Source organism: Streptomyces sp. NPDC002889 (assembly GCF_042888425.1).
Classification (GTDB): domain Bacteria; phylum Actinomycetota; class Actinomycetes; order Streptomycetales; family Streptomycetaceae; genus Streptomyces.
The window spans coordinates 374,223-390,294 of record NZ_JBIAPT010000002.1; the positions used below are offsets into that span (position 1 = coordinate 374,223).

Consider the following 16,072-nt stretch of genomic DNA (forward strand, 5'->3'; position numbering starts at 1 on the left):
GGCCGACTCAGGCGCGGCGGATACGCGGGGCGCCGGTCACCGCGAGGACCAGCGAGTACAGCGATGTCGTCGCCGTGATGAAGAGGCGGTTGGTCTTCGGGCCGCCGAAGGCGATGTTGGACACGGCCTCGGGCACCAGGATCCGGCCGATGAGGGTGCCGTCCGGGTCGTAGCAGTGCACCCCGCCGTCCATGGCCGCCGCCCACAGGCGGCCCTCGTCGTCGAAGCGGATGTTGTCGAACCGGCTGTGCGCGTCCTTCGCCTCGGCGAACACCGTCCCGTCCGAGAGCGTGTTGTCGCCCTCTACGTCGAAGACGCGGATGTGACCCGCCACGGTGTCGGAGACGTACAACTGCCGCTCGTCGGGCGAGAAGACCAGACCGTTGGGTCCTCGGAAGCCGTCGGCGGCCCGCTTCACCTCGCCGGTGACCGGGTCCGCACGGTAGACGTCGCACCCGCCGATCTCCGGCTCCCCCCGGTGTCCCTCGTAGTCGCTGGTGATGCCGAAGTCCGGGTCGGAGAACCAGACCGACCCGTCGGAGCGCACGACCGCGTCGTTCGGGCTGTTGAAGCGCTTGCCCTCGAACCGGTCGGCGAGCACGGTGAGCGTGCCGTCCGGCTCGGTGCGGGTGACCCGGCGGTTGCCCTGCTCACAGGTGATCAGCCGGCCCTCACGGTCGAGTGTGTTGCCGTTGCTGTGGCCGGCCGGCGAGCGGAACAGTTGGATCGCGCCGGTCTGTTCGTCCCAGCGCAGCATGCGGTCGTTGGGGATGTCGCTCCAGATCAGCTGACGCCAGGCCGGCAGATAGACCGGCCCCTCCGCCCAGCGGCAGTCCCCGTGCAGCTGTTCCAGCCGGACATCGCCGTTGGCGCAGCGTCCGGTACGGAAGCGGTCGTCCAGGATCTCGTATATCGAGGGGTGGGCAGCAATGGACATTGTCAGGTCCTCCGGCCGTGATTCCGAACTAGCTTCGGTAACATACAACTACAGCAGGATGATGTATGGTCGCAAGCGTGGATGACATCGATCGGGAGCTCGTCGCACTGCTCCAGCAGGACGCCACCCAGGCATACGCCGCGCTCGGCAAGGCCGTCGGCCTCTCGGCCGGCGCCGCGCACGAGCGGGTACGGAAGCTGCGCGAACGCGGCGTCATCAGACGCACGACCGTGGACGTGGACCCGGCGGCGCTCGGCCGCGGCGTACTCGCCTTCGTGATGGTCGAGTCGTCGGCCTGGATGGGGGATTCGGCCGCCGAGTTCGCCGCGATTCCCGAGATCCAGGAGGCGCACATCATTGCGGGCAGCGCATCTGTCCTGGTGAAGGTGCGCACGGCCACCACTGAACAACTGCAGGACGTGCTGCGGCGGCTGTACGCGATCGAGGGCGTCAGCGGCACCCAGGCCACCGTCTCGCTGGAAACCTTCTTCGAGCGGCCCGTCGCGCCGCTGGGTGGCTGACCGGGGCCGGCTCCGCCGGACGGTGTCGCCTGCCTCTGCGCCGGCCGCCGGGCGGGCAGGCAGGGACGACACGCGGGGCCCGGCGGGAGCGGACGAGGCGTACACGGTCTGGTCCCGCGGCGGGCCGGGGAAGGCTTCGCGAGGGCGCCAGGCGCACGCCGGAGCGCCCCGTCGTGAGGCGCGAGGTCGGGGGCGGGACGGGCCGACCCGATGCCCCGGGTTCTCGGGAGACCGCGGGCCCGTTGTCAGCGGCGGGTCCTAGTCTCCTGGGCATGGCACGGGTGACTTTCGTCGACGAGACGACATCGGGGAGCCGCAGCGACGGCTGGGGTCTCGAGATCGCCGAGGAACGGCTCGCACTGCGCGAGTTGATCCGGCGCCGGGTCTTCGAGGAGGTCGCGGAGTTCCATGCGCGGGGGACCGGGACGTTCCAGGGGCTGGTGCGGCCGAGGGACAGCGGTCGGGTGGATCCGCAGGCCGAGTGCGAACTGGCGCTTGCCGCGTTCGCGCGGGGCGGCTTTCTGGTGCTCGCCGGGGACCGGCAGGTCGAGGAGCTGGACGAGGAGGTGGATCTCCGCCTCGGCATCGAGGTCACGTTCCTCAGACTCGTCCCGCTGGTGGGTGGCTGATCAATCTGTACGAGGAGGCTCCGTCCGCCCGCGGGCCGGCCCGAAGTGCCCGCCGTGAAGGGGGACTCCGGCCCGGCCGCGGCGCCCCGTCAGTGGCCGACGGCCCGCACGACGGGCGGCGGCCGCCGCCCTGCGTCCCGTGGGTTACATGCTGCTGAGCGACCGCGCGTAGTTGATCTGGCCCATGACCATCTGGAAGGTCTCCGGGCGATGTGCCGGAATCATCGTCGAGTGGTGCTTGCCGGCGCTCGTCACCGTGACCTGGATGAAGCCCGTGGTCTTCTTCTCCTTCATCAGAAGGAAGAGCAGGCCCAGCAGACAGAAGACGAAGAAGACGACTGCGAGCACGATCGCGTGCGTCGGGATCGCCTCCTCGGTGCGTGACATGTCCGTCGCGTTCCACACCGCTCCGCGCAGCGGAAGCGTGCCCGCGGGTGTCACGATCGAGTCGCCCATGACCGTGATGTCTCCGATCGACACCAGCGGAGCGCCGCCCATCGCGGCGGGTGCTCCGGGCGGGCCGGCATAGGGCATGGGGACGCCGGCCGGCTGCGTCTGGGAGTACTCCGGGGGCTGGTTGGGGTACCCGTAGCCCTGGGTCGGGCCCGGGTAGCCGTAGGCAGGTGTACTGCCCGGTGGCTGCGCCGGTCCCCACTGGTACTCGGGTTCCCCGTCCGCGTACGGATTCGGCTGGGTCATGCTCTCGTCCCCGCTTCCCACTGCGCCACGTCAGTTGTACCCCGATCCTGCCAGGTCTCGCCGCCGGAGCGAAGTCCGCACGGAAAAGGGCCCCGTCTCCCACAACCGGAAGACGGGGCCCTTCACTTCGTGCCGGTGGCGCCGGGTCAGAAGCGGCGGGTGATCAGGGCACGCTTCACTTCCTGGATCGCCTTGGTGACCTCGATACCGCGCGGGCAGGCGTCCGTGCAGTTGAACGTGGTGCGGCAACGCCACACGCCGTCCTTGTCGTTGAGGATCTCCAGCCGCTGCTCCCCGGCCTCGTCGCGCGAGTCGAAGATGAAGCGGTGGGCGTTGACGATCGCCGCCGGGCCGAAGTACTGGCCGTCGTTCCAGAACACCGGGCACGACGACGTACACGCGGCACACAGAATGCACTTGGTGGTGTCGTCGAAGCGCTCGCGGTCCTCGGCGGACTGCAGACGCTCACGCGTCGGCTCGTTGCCCTTGGTGATCAGGAACGGCATGACGTCGCGGTACGCCTGGAAGAACGGCTCCATGTCCACGACCAGGTCCTTGAGGACCGTCAGGCCCTTTATGGCCTCGACCGTGATGGGCTTCTCCGGGTTGATGTCCTTGATCAGCGTCTTGCAGGCGAGCCTGTTCTTGCCGTTGATCCGCATCGCGTCGGAGCCGCAGATGCCGTGCGCGCACGAGCGCCGGAAGGTGAGGGTGCCGTCGACTTCCCACTTGATCTTGTGGAGACCGTCGAGCACGCGCTCCTTCGGGTCGATCTCGATCTGGAAGTCCTGCCACTGCGCCTCGGCCGAGACCTCGGGGTTGTAGCGGCGGATCCGGAAGGTGACCGTGATGTACGGCGAGGCAGGGGACCCCGAAGAGTCGGCCTCGACCTTGTCCAGTACGGGGGTAGCCATCAGTACTTACGCTCCATCGGCTGGTAGCGGGTCTGGACGACCGGCTTGTAGTCGAGACGGATGGTCTCGGAGCCGTCGTCGCCGACCTCGCGGTACGCCATGGTGTGGCGCATGAAGTTGACGTCGTCGCGGTTCGGGTAGTCCTCGCGGTAGTGACCGCCGCGGGACTCCTTGCGGGCCAGTGCGGAGACGGCCATGACCTCGGCCAGGTCGAGCAGGTTGCCCAGCTCGATGGCCTCCAGCAGGTCCGTGTTGAACCGCTTGCCCTTGTCCTGGATGGACACGTTCAGGTAGCGCTCGCGCAGCTCGCCGATCTTCTCGACCGCGGTCTTGATCGTCTGCTCGGTGCGGAACACCATCACGTTCGCGTCCATGGTCTCCTGCAGCTCCTTGCGGATCTCGGAGACCCGCTCGGTGCCGGTGGAGGAGCGCAGCCGCTCGACCTGGGCGACGACGAGCGACGCCGGGTCCTCCGGAAGCTCGACGTAGTCGGCCTTCGCCGAGTACTCGGCGGCGGCGATACCGGCCCGCTTGCCGAAGACGTTGATGTCCAGCAGCGAGTTGGTGCCCAGGCGGTTGGCGCCGTGCACCGACACGCAGGCGACCTCACCGGCGGCGTAGAGCCCCGGGACGACGGTGGTGTTGTCACGGAGGACCTCACCCGCGACGTTGGTCGGGATGCCGCCCATGGCGTAGTGCGCGGTCGGCTGGATCGGGATCGGGTCCGTGTAGGGCTCGATACCGAGGTACGTACGGGCGAACTCGGTGATGTCCGGGAGCTTGGCGTCCAGCTGCTCCGGCGGCAGGTGGGTGAGGTCCAGGTAGACATGGTCGCCCTCGGGACCGCAGCCGCGGCCCTCACGGATCTCCGTGTAGATGGAGCGCGAGACGACGTCACGCGAGGCCAGGTCCTTCATGACAGGCGCGTACTTCTCCATGAAGCGCTCGCCGTCCTTGTTGCGGAGGATGCCGCCCTCACCGCGGGCGCCCTCCGTCAGCAGGATGCCCATGCGCCAGATGCCCGTCGGGTGGAACTGGAAGAACTCCATGTCCTCCAGCGGCAGACCGCGCCGGTAGCAGGCCGCCTGGCCGTCACCGGTGAGGGTGTGCGCGTTGGAGGTCACCTTGAAGAACTTGCCGGTGCCGCCGGAGGCGTAGATGACCGCCTTCGCCTGGAAGACGTGGATCTCGCCGGTGGCCAGCTCGTAGGCGACCACACCGGCCGACTTCTGGACGCCGTCGACCTCGGTGATCAGCTGGTCGAGGACGTAGAACTCGTTGAAGAACTCCACGCCCTCCTTGACGCAGTTCTGGTACAGCGTCTGGAGGATCATGTGGCCGGTGCGGTCCGCGGCGTAGCAGGACCGGCGGACCGGGGCCTCGCCGTGGTTGCGGGAGTGACCGCCGAAGCGGCGCTGGTCGATGGTGCCCTGCGGGGTCCGGTTGAACGGCAGGCCCATCTTCTCCAGGTCGAGGACGGCGTCGATGGCCTCCTTCGCCAGGATCTCGGCGGCGTCCTGGTCGACCAGGTAGTCACCGCCCTTGACCGTGTCGAAGGTGTGCCACTCCCAGTTGTCCTCCTCCACATTGGCCAGCGCGGCGGCCATGCCGCCCTGCGCGGCACCCGTGTGGGAGCGGGTGGGGTAGAGCTTCGTCAGCACGGCGGTGCGGCTGCGCTTCGTCGACTCGATGGCGGCGCGCATGCCGGCGCCACCGGCGCCGACGATGACGGTGTCGTACTTGTGGATCTTCATGAGTGGATTACCTCAGCCCCGTGCCTAGCGGATGTTCGGGTCGAAGGTGAAGATCACCAGCGTGCCCAGAAGGATGGTGAACACCGTGGCGGTGTACAGCAGGCCCTTGAGCCACAGGCGCGTGTTGGCCCGCTCCGCGTAGTCGTTGATGACGGTGCGGAGGCCGTTGGCGCCGTGCAGCATGGCAAGCCACAGCATCAGCAGATCCCAGGTCTGCCAGAACGGGGACGCCCAGCGGCCGGCCACGAAGGCGAAGCCGATCTTGGAGACGCCGCCGTCGAGCACCAGCTGGATCAGCAGGTGACCGATGACCAGGACGACGAGGACCACGCCGGACAGGCGCATGAAGAGCCATGCGGCCATCTCGAAGTTGCCGCGGGTCGACTTCGGGGTCTTCCCTGTGCGCTTGCGCGGGGCCTCGATGTACGGGGCCGGGTTGTCCACGTCGTAGCGGTGTTCGCCCTCGACGGGACCGATCGCGGAAGTGGTGTCGGTGGACATGTGTCGCGTCAGCTCCCGAACAGTTCAGCAGCGGCGTGGCCGAGCACCGGGTACAGGGCACCCGCCATCAGCACGAACCAGATGGCCATCACGGTCCAGAGCATCTGCTTCTGGTAGCGCGGGCCCTTGGACCAGAAGTCCACAGCGATGACACGCAGGCCGTTGAGCGCGTGGAAGAGAATCGCGGCCACGAGGCCGTATTCGAGCAGTGCGACGATCGGCGTCTTGTACGTGGCGACCACGTCGTCGTACGTCTCGGGAGAGACGCGGACGAGAGCGGTGTCCAGCACGTGTACGAACAGGAAGAAGAAGATGAGGACGCCGGTGACTCGATGAGCCACCCAGGACCACATTCCTTCCCGGCCGCGGTACAGCGTTCCAGCCGGCACGGAAGAACCCTCCGGGAGCGGGGATTGGGGCCTGCCGGCTTGGGGTTGTCGGTCTGGCCCGGCCGGGTACGGTCCACCGGCCCCGGCCATCGTAGCGACGAGATGTCGGTTCGTTCGCGTGGGGTCCACTGGTGTGATCAAACAGGCAATCAAACAGCCTCGTACGGGCTATCGGGAAGCCCCCAGGACGTCTGTTTCCGGATGGTTGGCCACTACATGTGCCAGTCGGGAGCGGGCGAGGGCCCGCAGTTCCTCGGCGGAGAGGGCTCGCTCCTCGTCCGGTTCATGCGAGAGTCGGTCGCGGATACCGGCCAGTAGCTGGTCGAGGTGCTCATCGGGGCGGTACCGGTCGAGGCAAATCACGAACGCGTGTCCGAATCTGCTCTCGTATGCGGCGTGCGCGGCGGCCAGTGCCGTGTGCGCGGCCGACGGCGCGCCCGGGTGCAGGCCGGCCGAGGACTCGAGGGCGAGTGCCTCGTGCACATCGGCGGGCGCGAGGTCGTACGCAGCCTCGTCGCAGGCGGCGAGCAGCGACTCGAGATCGGGGTAGGGGCGGTGCGCGACCACCCTCCGTGCCCAGCGCCGACTGCCGCAGCAGGCGAGCAGGACCGCTACGGCGGTCTCGGCCGGGACGGTGTTGAAGTGTTCGAGACCAGGTGTCCTGTGGCGGCGGGGCGGTATGGCCGAAGGGGCGAGGGCGCCCCGGGCGTGGCGGTGCGACGGCGTTCGCTTCGGGAGGCCGGCGTGGGATTCGCTGGACAGCGGGGGACTCCTCGAAAGGCGCAGCGGGACGGCGGTGTACGACTGGGAAGGGAGGGATGGATGAGCCGCCACGCTATCGATGTGTACCGAGAGCTGTCCGAAGGATGAGTGGATTTCACCCGGACGGGAGAGTTTGAGGTCATGCAATGGACGATGCGCGGGCCGTGGAGAGGGTGCGACGGGGGTGGTTTGATGGGGTTTGGTCTTATGTGGAGGTATCCGAATGATGGGGCACTCGCGAAACGCCCGGCACACCGGCGTGACAGTGGCCGCGGCCGCCGTCCTGTCCATGACCCTGGCGGGCTGCGGGGGCGATGATCCCGTCCGGGCAGGGGCCACGAAACCGGGCGCGACGCGGACCACGGCCGACGCCGCGGCCCCCAGTCCCACCCGGACCTACCCCCTGTCGAAGGCGCCCGAGACCATTCCCGCCGTACGCAGCCATGAGGCCGCCCGCGGCCCGGGCTGGAGCCGCACCGCGGACAGCGGCGTCGTGATCGCCAAGGGCAGCGGGGGCCTCGCCGACGAGGGCCGGCTGCTCGCCCAGGAGCTGAAGCTCACCTACCGCGGCGCGGTCGCCGCCGGGCCCGGCGACGTGGAGCTGGCGCTCGCCGGTGCGGGACAGGGCGAGCCCGAGTCGTACACCGTCACCACCCGCGACGGCCGGGTGGAGATCACCGGGCCGGACGAGGCGGGGGTCTTCTACGGGACCCGCACCCTGAAGCAGTCGGTGCGCTCGGGCGGCGCGATGCCCGAAGGCGTCGTACGGGACCGGCCCGACCGGCCCCAGCGCGGCTTCATGGTCGACATCGCCCGCAAGAACTTCACCGTCGGCTGGATCGAGGACCGGCTGCGCGAGATGGCCGACCTCAAGCTGAACCAGCTGGGACTCCACTTCTCCGACGACCAGGCCTTCCGCATCCAATCGGACTCCCACCCCGAGATCGTCTCCCAGCCGCATCTGACCAAGGCCGAAGTGCGCCGGATCATCGCCCTGGCGAACCGGCTGCACATCACCGTCATTCCGGAGATCGACTCACCCGGGCATCTGGGCGCCGTCATGCGGGCCCACCCCCAGCTCCAGCTGCGCAACGTCCAGGGCACGCCCCGGCCGGGCGCCATCGACATCTCCAACCCCGAGTCGGCGCGGATCATCGACGAACTGCTGCGTGAGTACGCGGCCCTCTTCCCCGGGGCGTGGTTCCACGTCGGCGCCGACGAGTACCAGGCCCTCACGGTGAGCGACCCGGAGGCCTCCTATCCGCAACTGGCCCGGGCGGCCCGCCAGAAGTACGGTCCCCAGGCCCGGGTCCAGGATCTGGCGACGGGCTGGCTGAACGACCGTGCCGCGGTGGTGCGTGCGGAGAAGAAGAAGCCCAAGGCCTGGAACGACGGGTTCTTCCGCGGCGGCGTGGTGTCCGGCAACAAGGACATCGAGGTCGAGTACTGGACCGGCAAGGAGATCGGGGCGCGCCGGCCGCAGGAGTATCTGGCGGAAGGGCGCCGGATGGTGAACGTCAACGACGAGTACCTCTACTACGTACTCGGTGAGCCGAACGAGTTCACGTACCCCACCGGCCGCCGGATCTACGAGCAGTGGACACCCCTGGTGATGCGCGGCACGCAGGCGGTGCCCGCGCGGTACTCGGACCAGATCCTGGGCGGCCGGTTCGCCGTGTGGTGCGACCTGGCCAACGCGCAGACCGAGGAGCAGATCGCCCAGGGCATCAGGATGCCGCTGCGGGCGACGGCCCAGAAGCTGTGGGACCCGCGCCGGCCGGAGCGGAGCTGGGCGGCGTTCCAGGAGCTGGCGGGGAAGTTGGGCTGAGAGCGCGGGCCCACACCGCGGCCGGCCCGGCCGAAGGCCCCGACCGGGTTGCCCGCAGGTCGAGTTCAAGGGTCGGAACGTAACCGAGGTAGGGCGCAAATATGCACGAATGGGTTGAGCTCAGGGGCAATCTTTTGGCCACGAAGTGACGAATTCGAGCCATGAGGCGCAGTAAGGTCAGGTACTTCGTCCGCGATGGGAGGCGTCCGATGGCGTCCAAGAACCTGACGGAACTGATCGCGCAGGCGGATGAGCGAGGCCTCGCCGCCAGCGGGCTCGCCTGTCTGGACCGCTGCCTGCCGCTGCTCGCGTCCGAGGAGGACGTACTGCGTCCGCTGTGGGCGGGGCTGGTCGATGGCGAGGAGGACTGGTCCGGGCGCCTCGCGGAGGCGAGAGAGGCCATGGAGGGCGCCGTCGTCGAGGACGAATCGGCGGCGCTGGTACGCCGGATGCTGGGTGCCGCGCCCTCGGAGTGGGACACGGCGCCGCTGCGGGAATGGGCGGACGAGTGCTCGACCGCGGCCCTCGAACTCCACCGCCGCTTCGACGTGGGCTCCTGCGAGCCCGAGGCGCTCAAGCGCTGCCGTGAGGGCGACGCCGAGGGGACGGGGCCCTTGGTCGCGGGTGAACTGCGCCGTCAGATACGGATTCTGGAGATCCTCGGGGAGCCGCAGCCCGGCACCGGCCTTCGCCAGGCCCTGGACCTGTCGACGGAGGGGCGCCGGGTGCTGCGAGCGGCGCTGTCCCGCCGGGCACGCGTCAGCGGCTGACGTCATGCATGGCCCGCCGCGCACGGGCTCCTCTCGGACGCGTTCCCCCATCCTCCCGGCCACTGATCAACGGTCGGCGGTGGGCAGCTCACCCGTGCAGGTGGCGCGCCCGAACTCGCCCATGGCGGTCGCGCGCTGGACGTGATTGCCGCGGATGGCGAGGGTGCAGGCCGCCTGGCCGCCCTTCCCGTCGAGGACGATGGCGACGATCGGAGCCTTGCCGAGGGGCACCTGGACGGATTTTTTCCAGGGCAGCGCGACGCCCTTCTCGACCGTGGCCGTGCCCGACTCGCTTCGGGCGAGGTATGAAATGTCCACCCTGCCCTCGCCCGTGACCTCGTACGTCACCTCGGCGGTCGGCACTGCGCATGGCTCGGGCTTCTCCTCGGCGTTGAGAACGCCGTACCCGACGAGGCCACCGCAGGCGAGCAGCAACGCGGCGGCGATCGCCGTGCCCTGACGGGCCGTGCCCTTGCCCCCGCCCTCGTTCAGCGGCTCGCCGCCCGCCTCTCCGCGCCCGCCGCCTTCGCGTGCGCCGCGTCTCTTTTCTCGCGCGTGACGAGGGTCTCGCCTTCGACTTCCTCGCGCAGTGGCGAGTGGCCCTTTCCGTCGATCAGGACGGAATGACTGGTGGTGTTTCTGCTGTGGATCCCTACTCGGTTTACGCGCCGGGAGGTAAGGGCCTCGTCACCTGGGCCTCCACGGAATGGGGCGATGAGTACTGTTGGCTGATCGACGCCCAGCGGCCAGGTGAGTATTCCATCCTTGCGCGAGCCGAAGACGGCGATTGGTGCCGGTGCGACATGTCCACGTCGGAATTCCTCTACAGAGTTCTCGCGGATGCCGATTTTCAACCTTTCGGGATCGCGCAGTACGACCTCGGCACGACGTTCAAGCCCGGCTCCGGCGACGACAGCTGATAGGTTTACTGGGGGAAGGGAACCGGTCAAGATGTCCGAAATCTGGTGGCTTTGCCTGGCGGGGAATGATCTCGAGCTCTGGCGCGAGGAGGACATGGCGGAGTTCCTGCCCAGTCCGGTAGGGGCGAAGCCCGGGGAACTGGTGCCGGTGGCGACGGCCACGACGGGGGAAGCAGTATTCCTTCGCGTTCCCGATGAGCCATCGTCGCCCTGGCGCGTTGTTGTCCAGGAGTTCGACAGTCCGGCCTGGACTCTCTACGAGATGACGTTCAGCGAATGGTTGCTGGCTTATCTCAAGGGGCGGGACGTGACGTTGTGCTCTCGCAACCGCGTGCCTGACGGACCGTTCTACGAGTTTCTGCCCTGAGAATGAACACGATGGCTCGCTCCTTCCTCTCCGAGACAGCGATCGCTCTGCCAGTCGCGAGCGGCTGCTTGCGGCGAATCCAAGGCTGCGGAAGTAGTGTCGCCAGAAATGAGAGGAAGCCCCGCCGGATTTCGTTCCGGCGGGGCTTCTGGGTTTTGACGACCACGCTGACGACAACGTCAGCGGACGAGAGACAGCGCGATGCTGCTGAGACTCTCGATCCGCCCGGAGATCGCACTGCGACTCCTCCAGGACAAGAACGAGAACGGAGCGTAAATGCCCCGCAGGTCCTCCCAAAAATGACGGTGCGGGCTTTCGTGGACGCGGTGGTGGTCGCGTCGGTGGCTGTGGCCTTCGTGATCGCGCCGCGTGCTGTCGCGCGGCGTCCCGACCCGGCCCGGGCGGTGGGCCGTTCGGTGCCGCCGGCCGTGCTGCTGGTGCTGGTGACCGGCCTGATCTACGTGAACCAGGTGCTGTTCACCGTGTACGTGCTGCGGGTCCACGACGGGGACGCGTCGTTCCTCGCTCGGTATCTCCCGGCCGGGTGGTTCGACCTGGCGACGGCGAATCCGGCTCTGCGCGGCCTGGCGGAGGTCTTCCCCGCGCCCGGCCTCCTCGCGCCGAGCGTGCTGCGGGTCCAGGCCTTCCTGGAACTCCCCTTCGTGCTTCTGGCGTTCGCGACCGTGGTGCGATGGCTGGACGCGGGCCTGTACCGGCGGATCGCGCACTCCGCCCTGCTGCCGCTGGCGGCCGCGTCGTACACCGTCGTGTTCTGCCTGGTCGAGTGGGATTTGCGCAATCCGTACACGGTCGACGACCTGGTGATCCGCGCTGTCTCGGCACTGGTCACACCGTTGTTGATCGCTCATGTGGCGGCGCGTGACACGGGTACGACCCGGGTGGCGACCTCGGTGCCCGGGCTGCTGGTGTTCATCGGCTCGCTGGGGGCGCTGGGCGGCCTTGTACTGGTCGTCTACGACACCGCGCTGCTGTACAACCTGGGCCGGCTCGACGACCGCCTGCCGCTCGCCCTGGCGGCAGCGGCCGTCCTGCTCTGCCTGCGTACGGCCGCGTCACACCTGCCGACCCGGTCCAGGCCCGCGGCGCCGAACCTGTCGTTCGTGGTGCACGCCCTGCGCCGCTGGCTGGCCCTGTTCTTCGTGCCGGCCTTGGCTGTGCGCTACGGCCTGTTGTTCGGTACGCCGCAACTGGGCTTGGCAGCAGGAGCCTTGTCTGCCGCGGTGGCGTGCGGGCTTGCGGGCCGCGACGTACTGGCCGAAACGCCTCACGCGCGGGACGGGCGCGCCGCCCTCCGGCTGGCCCGCGGGCTCGGCTGCGCGGTCCTCGCTGGAACGGCCGGCGCGGCGCTCGCCCTTCGGCTGACCCCTCGGTCGTACGGAGAGGTCGCCCTGATGTCGGCCATGGCCGGCTTCCTGGTGACGGGCGTAGTGGTGTGCGGGCTCCTCGACATCCGGGATTGAGTTGCGTAATCGGTTCGTGCGTCGAGCGGAGGGGTGTACATGGAATGGGTCGATTGCCTGGTGACGGCGACTGGTTGGAGCGCTGAACCCGGCGAACTCGACTGGTCCGGCACCGAAAGGGCTTTGGGCACCCATCTGCCGGCCGATTTCAAGGAACTGCGCCGACACTTCGCAGCTTGGGGTTCCTTCAGTGACCATGTTGTGGTGCTGGAGGCGCCAGGGGATACGGAGTCGCTGCTCGCCAATCATGAGTCCTTGCTCAGGTCCGTGCGGGGAAACCCCGACAATCGGCGGATGTTCGAACCGTTTGGGCTCCTCGGAGCGAATGACGGAGACAAGGGCAAGGGCCTTGTCCAGTGGGGGTATTCCTTCATCGAGGAGGAGTACTACTGGCTGGCCGACACCCAGCAGGAGCCGACGGCGTGGCCCGTGGTGGCGCGAGTGGATCCGCTGGAGCCTTTCCAGCGTTTCGACATGACCGCCTCGGAATTTGTCTACCGTGTGCTCACGGAAGCCGAGTTCTCCGCATTCAGTGTCGCGGCGACGATCGAGACACCCTATTACCGGACCTTCTGAGCCGCCGGCATTGACTGAACCGGACTTCGACGCGACGGCCCGCCCGGTCCAACTGGCGGGCCGTTTGCTTTTCCGGATCGGGCATCAGCTGCACCGTTCCCCAGGGAGCCCGAGCAGCCGAGCCGCCGACTACTTGAGGGACGTGACGAAGGACGTCCAGGCGGGGGCCGTGAGCGTGAGGACCGGGCCGTGGGGGAGCTTGGAGTCGCGGACGGGGACGACGCCGGTGTGGGCGTCGGCGACCTCGACGCAGTTTCCGCCGCTGCCGTTGCTGTGGCTGCTCTTGCGCCAGCGGGCGGCGGCGGGGAAGGCCTCGGCGACCTCGACGCAGTCTCCGCCAGTGCCGTTGCTGTAGCTGCTCTTGCGCCAGACAGCGGTGCTCAAGTCAATCCCGTTGCTTGCCATTTCGGTCATCCTCAGCCGCTTTCTCGATCAGGGCGAGGGACGCCTCCGGCGGCAGTGCGGCGGCCCTGAGCAGATCGTACGACCTGCGGTACGCCTCCACGAGAGCCGGATCGTCGATGGTGTCCCCGCTGTGCTGCGACTCCAAGTAGACCAGGGGCGGGGCGTCGGGGAAGGCCATGATCTTGGCCATGCCCATCATGAGAGGGTGCGGCCCGCAGTTCCACGGAAGGATCTGTGGAACGATCCGGCGGCGCCTCGCCAGCGCCGCGATGTGCTCCAGCTGTTCGGCCGTCTGCTCCGGAGGGAGGACCGGTTGGCGCAGTAGCGACTCGGACAGGATTGCCCAGTACAGCGGTGACTTGTGGTTGTCCTCGAAGAGGCGGGCACGCGCCAACCGGGCGCTGACCTTCTCCTCCACCTCGTCGTCGGGCGCCAGCGGCATCGCTGCCCGAACCAGCGCCCGCGCGTACGCGTCTGTCTGCAGCAGTCCGGGAATCAGGGTCGGACACCACTCCTCGATGGACTTCGCGTGCTTCTCCGCCTCCAGCACGCGCTCGAAGTAGCTGGCGTGACCTCGCCTCTTCGCCTTCCGTACGTCCTCGCAGCGGCGCTTGAAGAAGCCGTCCGTCCCCAGCGCCTTGTCCACGTGCTCGGCCAGTTCCGCCGGCATGCGGCGCGCGCCGCGTTCGATCTCGCTGAGGTGGCTGGGGCCGTAGAAGCTGCCGTCGACCAGCTGCTGGAGGGTGAGCCCGGCCTCCTCCCGTTTCCAGCGCAGCTCCTTGCCGTAGAAGGTGGGGACGCTCGCCGACCCGTCGATGTCCTTGCGCTGGCCCATCGTTCACCGCCCTTGGTGCCGTTACCGCCCGTTTCCCGGTGTATCCGCCCGAGTCCCGGCGATTCCCGTGCCCGTACCAACTCCACGTCGCATACGTGCAGTTCAGAGCCGGGAGCCCGAACCTCTTTCACGGTACGCGGCGCCGCGTCAGGGTGTGAGCAGTTCGTCACAGAGCGCACTGGAAGGTGTGACCCCCCATGCACGACCACCCTGACGTACAGGACTGCGCCGAGGAGCTGCGGGCCGCCCTCGCCGCCCACGGCATCACGCTGCCGTCCCTCGGCATCGATCTGCCGACCTTCGCCGCCCGCTACGGCACCCCGCCCCTCATCGCGCTGGGCAACTGCAACCTGCCCACCGCACGAGCCCTGGTCGCCGCCCTGCGCAAGGGAGTTGCGTGATGCGACCACCCCTCACCCTGGAGCTGCTCGCCACCCCGAAGGACGTGCCCGAGGTCCGCCGGGTCCTGCGTGCGTACATGGGCGGGCCCTGCGCCGACCTCCAGTTGTGCGCCAGCGAGCTGATCACGAACGTCGTCCGCCATCTCGGGGAGGGCGTTCCCGTGACCGTCCGTGTGGTCTGTGGGGAGGGCCGTACGCGACTGGAGGTCACCGACCCCGACCCCCGGGTCCTGCCCCTTCTGTGCACGGCCGCCGACGAGGACGAGACCGGCCGCGGCCTCGCCCTGCTCGACGCCCTGACCCTGCGGTGGGGCGTGGAACAGGGCCCCGGCAGCAAGACGGTGTGGTGCGAGATGCAGAGCATTCATGACGGTTCGCGAGGAATGGTCGTCGGCGTGATCGGAGGCTGATCGCTGCTGTACAGTCCGCGCGCCCCCCGCCGTGACGTGAGGAAGAGCTCCATGCGAAGTCGTTTCAGGTGCGCTGCACTGGTTCTCCCGCTCGCACTCTCGCCGGCCGCCTGCGGCGTGGCGGAGGAGGACGGGCCCGTGGAGCCGGCCGGGGCCGGGAGCCCTGCGGCGACGCAGCCCTCCGAGGCACCAGCGGCACCCGAGTCCCCGGAGGACTTCCTCGACCTCGCCGAGAAGGCGATGGCGGAGGAAGGTGCCTGGACGTTCTCCGTGAAGGGACAGGAGGGGCTGACGCTCCAGGGCCGGAAGAGCGCCGCGACCTACCGGGCCACGGTCCGGCGCGGCATGGAGCCGGAGGCGCTGCACTCGCAGGGCGTCAGTACCAGCAGCAAGGGAACCAGGAAGAACGAGGAGATCTACGTCGTCGACGGCACTGCGTACCTCAAGGAGGGCAGTGCGCCGTGGAAGAACGCGCCCACCTCCGACCCCGAGACGCAGAACAAGGTCGAGGACCCCGTCGCGGTCATCGAGGAGTTCCGGGAGTACGCGCAGGCCGCCGGTGACGACATGACGCTGACCAAGGCGGACGGCACGATCCAGCTCCGTGTCGGCAGCGACAAGCAGAAGCTGACCGCTGTCCGGAACCGGGCCTGGGTGAAGAAGGCGCAACGGGAGTTCGCCCCCACCGCCGAGCAGCTACGGGACGCCGGAATCCCGGTGGACGAAGCTCAGTTGACGCTGTCCGGGCTGAAGGAGGCGCTGGTCCTGGATGCCGGGACGCACCGGATCAGGAGCCACCGGTTCGAGTTCGGCTTCCTCCTCCCGTACACCGGTGGCCAGGAGATCATGTACGAGCAGGACGTACGGCTGGAGAACCAGGGCACGTTCGACGGGAAGATAGAGATCCCGGCTGGTATCCGGTGACCACCGGAACCACCGGGACGCCTGTCGCGCCGCCGTCCTCGGAACGCTG

Annotated in this window: 21 protein-coding genes; 11 read left to right on the top strand and 10 right to left on the bottom strand. The window is 68.5% G+C overall.

The genetic code is table 11. From position 1 onward, the window contains the following. Positions 1–7: 7 nt before the first annotated feature. A complete protein-coding gene (locus ACFYWI_RS04545) occupies positions 8–937 on the bottom strand; it encodes an SMP-30/gluconolactonase/LRE family protein (RefSeq protein WP_389225045.1) in 930 nt (309 codons plus the stop codon). Positions 938–1,014: 77 nt separating this feature from the next. Here ACFYWI_RS04545 and ACFYWI_RS04550 point away from each other — a divergent pair, with 77 nt between their 5' ends. After that, positions 1,015–1,458: an Lrp/AsnC family transcriptional regulator gene (locus ACFYWI_RS04550; RefSeq protein WP_389225047.1), complete on the top strand. Its 444-nt coding sequence runs from the start codon at positions 1,015–1,017 to the stop codon at positions 1,456–1,458. A 272-nt stretch (positions 1,459–1,730) separates the two neighbouring features. Beyond that, on the top strand, positions 1,731–2,087 hold the full coding sequence (locus ACFYWI_RS04555) for a hypothetical protein (RefSeq protein ID WP_389225049.1): 357 nt from the start codon (positions 1,731–1,733) through the stop codon (positions 2,085–2,087). Between the two features lie 144 nt (positions 2,088–2,231). Here the strand turns inward: ACFYWI_RS04555 and ACFYWI_RS04560 are convergent, their stop codons facing one another. The 6 genes from ACFYWI_RS04560 to ACFYWI_RS04585 all read right to left on the bottom strand — a co-directional run bounded on the left by ACFYWI_RS04560 (position 2,232) and on the right by ACFYWI_RS04585 (position 7,025). After that, positions 2,232–2,786, bottom strand: a complete 555-nt coding sequence (locus ACFYWI_RS04560) for a hypothetical protein (protein ID WP_389225051.1) — start codon at positions 2,784–2,786, stop codon at positions 2,232–2,234. Positions 2,787–2,932: 146 nt separating this feature from the next. Continuing rightward, entirely contained in the window at positions 2,933–3,700 is a 768-nt protein-coding gene (locus tag ACFYWI_RS04565; protein ID WP_389225053.1) for a succinate dehydrogenase iron-sulfur subunit, read from the bottom strand. Next, positions 3,700–5,454, bottom strand: a complete 1,755-nt coding sequence (gene sdhA / locus ACFYWI_RS04570) for a succinate dehydrogenase flavoprotein subunit (protein ID WP_389225055.1) — start codon at positions 5,452–5,454, stop codon at positions 3,700–3,702. The genes ACFYWI_RS04565 and sdhA overlap by 1 nt, the downstream gene beginning before the upstream one ends. A gap of 24 nt (positions 5,455–5,478) precedes the next feature. Next, complete coding sequence (locus ACFYWI_RS04575; protein WP_389225057.1) at positions 5,479–5,955, bottom strand: succinate dehydrogenase hydrophobic membrane anchor subunit; 477 nt, start codon at positions 5,953–5,955, stop codon at positions 5,479–5,481. Between the two features lie 8 nt (positions 5,956–5,963). Further along, positions 5,964–6,344: a succinate dehydrogenase, cytochrome b556 subunit gene (sdhC, locus tag ACFYWI_RS04580; RefSeq protein WP_389225059.1), complete on the bottom strand. Its 381-nt coding sequence runs from the start codon at positions 6,342–6,344 to the stop codon at positions 5,964–5,966. 168 nt (positions 6,345–6,512) lie between these two features. Continuing rightward, positions 6,513–7,025: a 2-oxo-4-hydroxy-4-carboxy-5-ureidoimidazoline decarboxylase gene (locus ACFYWI_RS04585; RefSeq protein WP_389225233.1), complete on the bottom strand. Its 513-nt coding sequence runs from the start codon at positions 7,023–7,025 to the stop codon at positions 6,513–6,515. A gap of 304 nt (positions 7,026–7,329) precedes the next feature. Here ACFYWI_RS04585 and ACFYWI_RS04590 point away from each other — a divergent pair, with 304 nt between their 5' ends. Together ACFYWI_RS04590 and ACFYWI_RS04595 are read left to right on the top strand one after the other, a co-directional pair. Beyond that, complete coding sequence (locus ACFYWI_RS04590) at positions 7,330–8,934, top strand: glycoside hydrolase family 20 protein (RefSeq protein WP_389225061.1); 1,605 nt, start codon at positions 7,330–7,332, stop codon at positions 8,932–8,934. Between the two features lie 209 nt (positions 8,935–9,143). Next, positions 9,144–9,704: a hypothetical protein gene (locus ACFYWI_RS04595; protein WP_389225063.1), complete on the top strand. Its 561-nt coding sequence runs from the start codon at positions 9,144–9,146 to the stop codon at positions 9,702–9,704. 66 nt (positions 9,705–9,770) lie between these two features. On the opposite strand, the gene ACFYWI_RS04600 is transcribed toward ACFYWI_RS04595, so the two are convergent. Further along, positions 9,771–10,139, bottom strand: coding sequence for a hypothetical protein (locus ACFYWI_RS04600; RefSeq protein ID WP_389225065.1), 369 nt, complete (start codon positions 10,137–10,139; stop codon positions 9,771–9,773). A gap of 95 nt (positions 10,140–10,234) precedes the next feature. On the opposite strand from ACFYWI_RS04600, the gene ACFYWI_RS04605 reads away from it, so the two are divergent. From ACFYWI_RS04605 to ACFYWI_RS04620, 4 genes are all read left to right on the top strand, one after another. Beyond that, a complete protein-coding gene (locus tag ACFYWI_RS04605; protein ID WP_389225067.1) occupies positions 10,235–10,624 on the top strand; it encodes a hypothetical protein in 390 nt (129 codons plus the stop codon). Between the two features lie 31 nt (positions 10,625–10,655). Continuing rightward, complete coding sequence (locus tag ACFYWI_RS04610; protein WP_389225069.1) at positions 10,656–10,991, top strand: hypothetical protein; 336 nt, start codon at positions 10,656–10,658, stop codon at positions 10,989–10,991. A gap of 299 nt (positions 10,992–11,290) precedes the next feature. Beyond that, positions 11,291–12,472 (top strand): hypothetical protein, encoded by a 1,182-nt coding sequence (locus ACFYWI_RS04615; protein ID WP_389225071.1) that lies wholly within the window; start codon positions 11,291–11,293, stop codon positions 12,470–12,472. Between the two features lie 39 nt (positions 12,473–12,511). After that, positions 12,512–13,048 (top strand): hypothetical protein, encoded by a 537-nt coding sequence (locus tag ACFYWI_RS04620; protein ID WP_389225073.1) that lies wholly within the window; start codon positions 12,512–12,514, stop codon positions 13,046–13,048. A gap of 129 nt (positions 13,049–13,177) precedes the next feature. On the opposite strand, the gene ACFYWI_RS04625 is transcribed toward ACFYWI_RS04620, so the two are convergent. Next, on the bottom strand, positions 13,178–13,432 hold the full coding sequence (locus ACFYWI_RS04625; RefSeq protein WP_389225075.1) for a DUF397 domain-containing protein: 255 nt from the start codon (positions 13,430–13,432) through the stop codon (positions 13,178–13,180). 1 nt (position 13,433) lies between these two features. Further along, positions 13,434–14,288 (bottom strand): helix-turn-helix domain-containing protein, encoded by an 855-nt coding sequence (locus tag ACFYWI_RS04630; protein WP_389225077.1) that lies wholly within the window; start codon positions 14,286–14,288, stop codon positions 13,434–13,436. Between the two features lie 197 nt (positions 14,289–14,485). Here ACFYWI_RS04630 and ACFYWI_RS04635 point away from each other — a divergent pair, with 197 nt between their 5' ends. From ACFYWI_RS04635 to ACFYWI_RS04645, 3 genes are read left to right on the top strand one after another with little or no spacing between them, the layout of a single operon-like run. Beyond that, positions 14,486–14,689 carry a hypothetical protein gene (locus tag ACFYWI_RS04635; RefSeq protein ID WP_389225079.1) on the top strand — a complete coding sequence of 68 codons (204 nt, stop codon included), beginning with the start codon at positions 14,486–14,488 and terminating at the stop codon, positions 14,687–14,689. Further along, positions 14,689–15,099: an ATP-binding protein gene (locus tag ACFYWI_RS04640; RefSeq protein ID WP_389225081.1), complete on the top strand. Its 411-nt coding sequence runs from the start codon at positions 14,689–14,691 to the stop codon at positions 15,097–15,099. The genes ACFYWI_RS04635 and ACFYWI_RS04640 overlap by 1 nt, the downstream gene beginning before the upstream one ends. A gap of 51 nt (positions 15,100–15,150) precedes the next feature. Continuing rightward, the gene (locus ACFYWI_RS04645) at positions 15,151–16,023 is read left to right on the top strand and encodes a hypothetical protein (protein ID WP_389225083.1); all 873 of its coding nucleotides are present in this window, start codon (positions 15,151–15,153) and stop codon (positions 16,021–16,023) included. The last annotated feature ends 49 nt before the right edge of the window (positions 16,024–16,072 follow it).

Bases quoted from the DNA above. Each gene is read 5' to 3' on its own strand.
- ACFYWI_RS04545 (WP_389225045.1), bottom strand. From the start codon at position 937: ATGTCCATTGCTGCCCACCCCTCGATATACGAGATCCTGGACGACCGC.
- ACFYWI_RS04555 (WP_389225049.1), top strand. From the start codon at position 1,731: ATGGCACGGGTGACTTTCGTCGACGAGACGACATCGGGGAGCCGCAGC.
- ACFYWI_RS04560 (WP_389225051.1), bottom strand. From the start codon at position 2,786: ATGACCCAGCCGAATCCGTACGCGGACGGGGAACCCGAGTACCAGTGG.
- ACFYWI_RS04565 (WP_389225053.1), bottom strand. From the start codon at position 3,700: ATGGCTACCCCCGTACTGGACAAGGTCGAGGCCGACTCTTCGGGGTCC.
- sdhA (WP_389225055.1), bottom strand. From the start codon at position 5,454: ATGAAGATCCACAAGTACGACACCGTCATCGTCGGCGCCGGTGGCGCC.
- ACFYWI_RS04575 (WP_389225057.1), bottom strand. From the start codon at position 5,955: ATGTCCACCGACACCACTTCCGCGATCGGTCCCGTCGAGGGCGAACAC.
- ACFYWI_RS04590 (WP_389225061.1), top strand. From the start codon at position 7,330: ATGATGGGGCACTCGCGAAACGCCCGGCACACCGGCGTGACAGTGGCC.
- ACFYWI_RS04595 (WP_389225063.1), top strand. From the start codon at position 9,144: ATGGCGTCCAAGAACCTGACGGAACTGATCGCGCAGGCGGATGAGCGA.
- ACFYWI_RS04610 (WP_389225069.1), top strand. From the start codon at position 10,656: ATGTCCGAAATCTGGTGGCTTTGCCTGGCGGGGAATGATCTCGAGCTC.
- ACFYWI_RS04615 (WP_389225071.1), top strand. From the start codon at position 11,291: ATGACGGTGCGGGCTTTCGTGGACGCGGTGGTGGTCGCGTCGGTGGCT.
- ACFYWI_RS04620 (WP_389225073.1), top strand. From the start codon at position 12,512: ATGGAATGGGTCGATTGCCTGGTGACGGCGACTGGTTGGAGCGCTGAA.
- ACFYWI_RS04630 (WP_389225077.1), bottom strand. From the start codon at position 14,288: ATGGGCCAGCGCAAGGACATCGACGGGTCGGCGAGCGTCCCCACCTTC.
- ACFYWI_RS04635 (WP_389225079.1), top strand. From the start codon at position 14,486: ATGCACGACCACCCTGACGTACAGGACTGCGCCGAGGAGCTGCGGGCC.
- ACFYWI_RS04640 (WP_389225081.1), top strand. From the start codon at position 14,689: ATGCGACCACCCCTCACCCTGGAGCTGCTCGCCACCCCGAAGGACGTG.
- ACFYWI_RS04645 (WP_389225083.1), top strand. From the start codon at position 15,151: ATGCGAAGTCGTTTCAGGTGCGCTGCACTGGTTCTCCCGCTCGCACTC.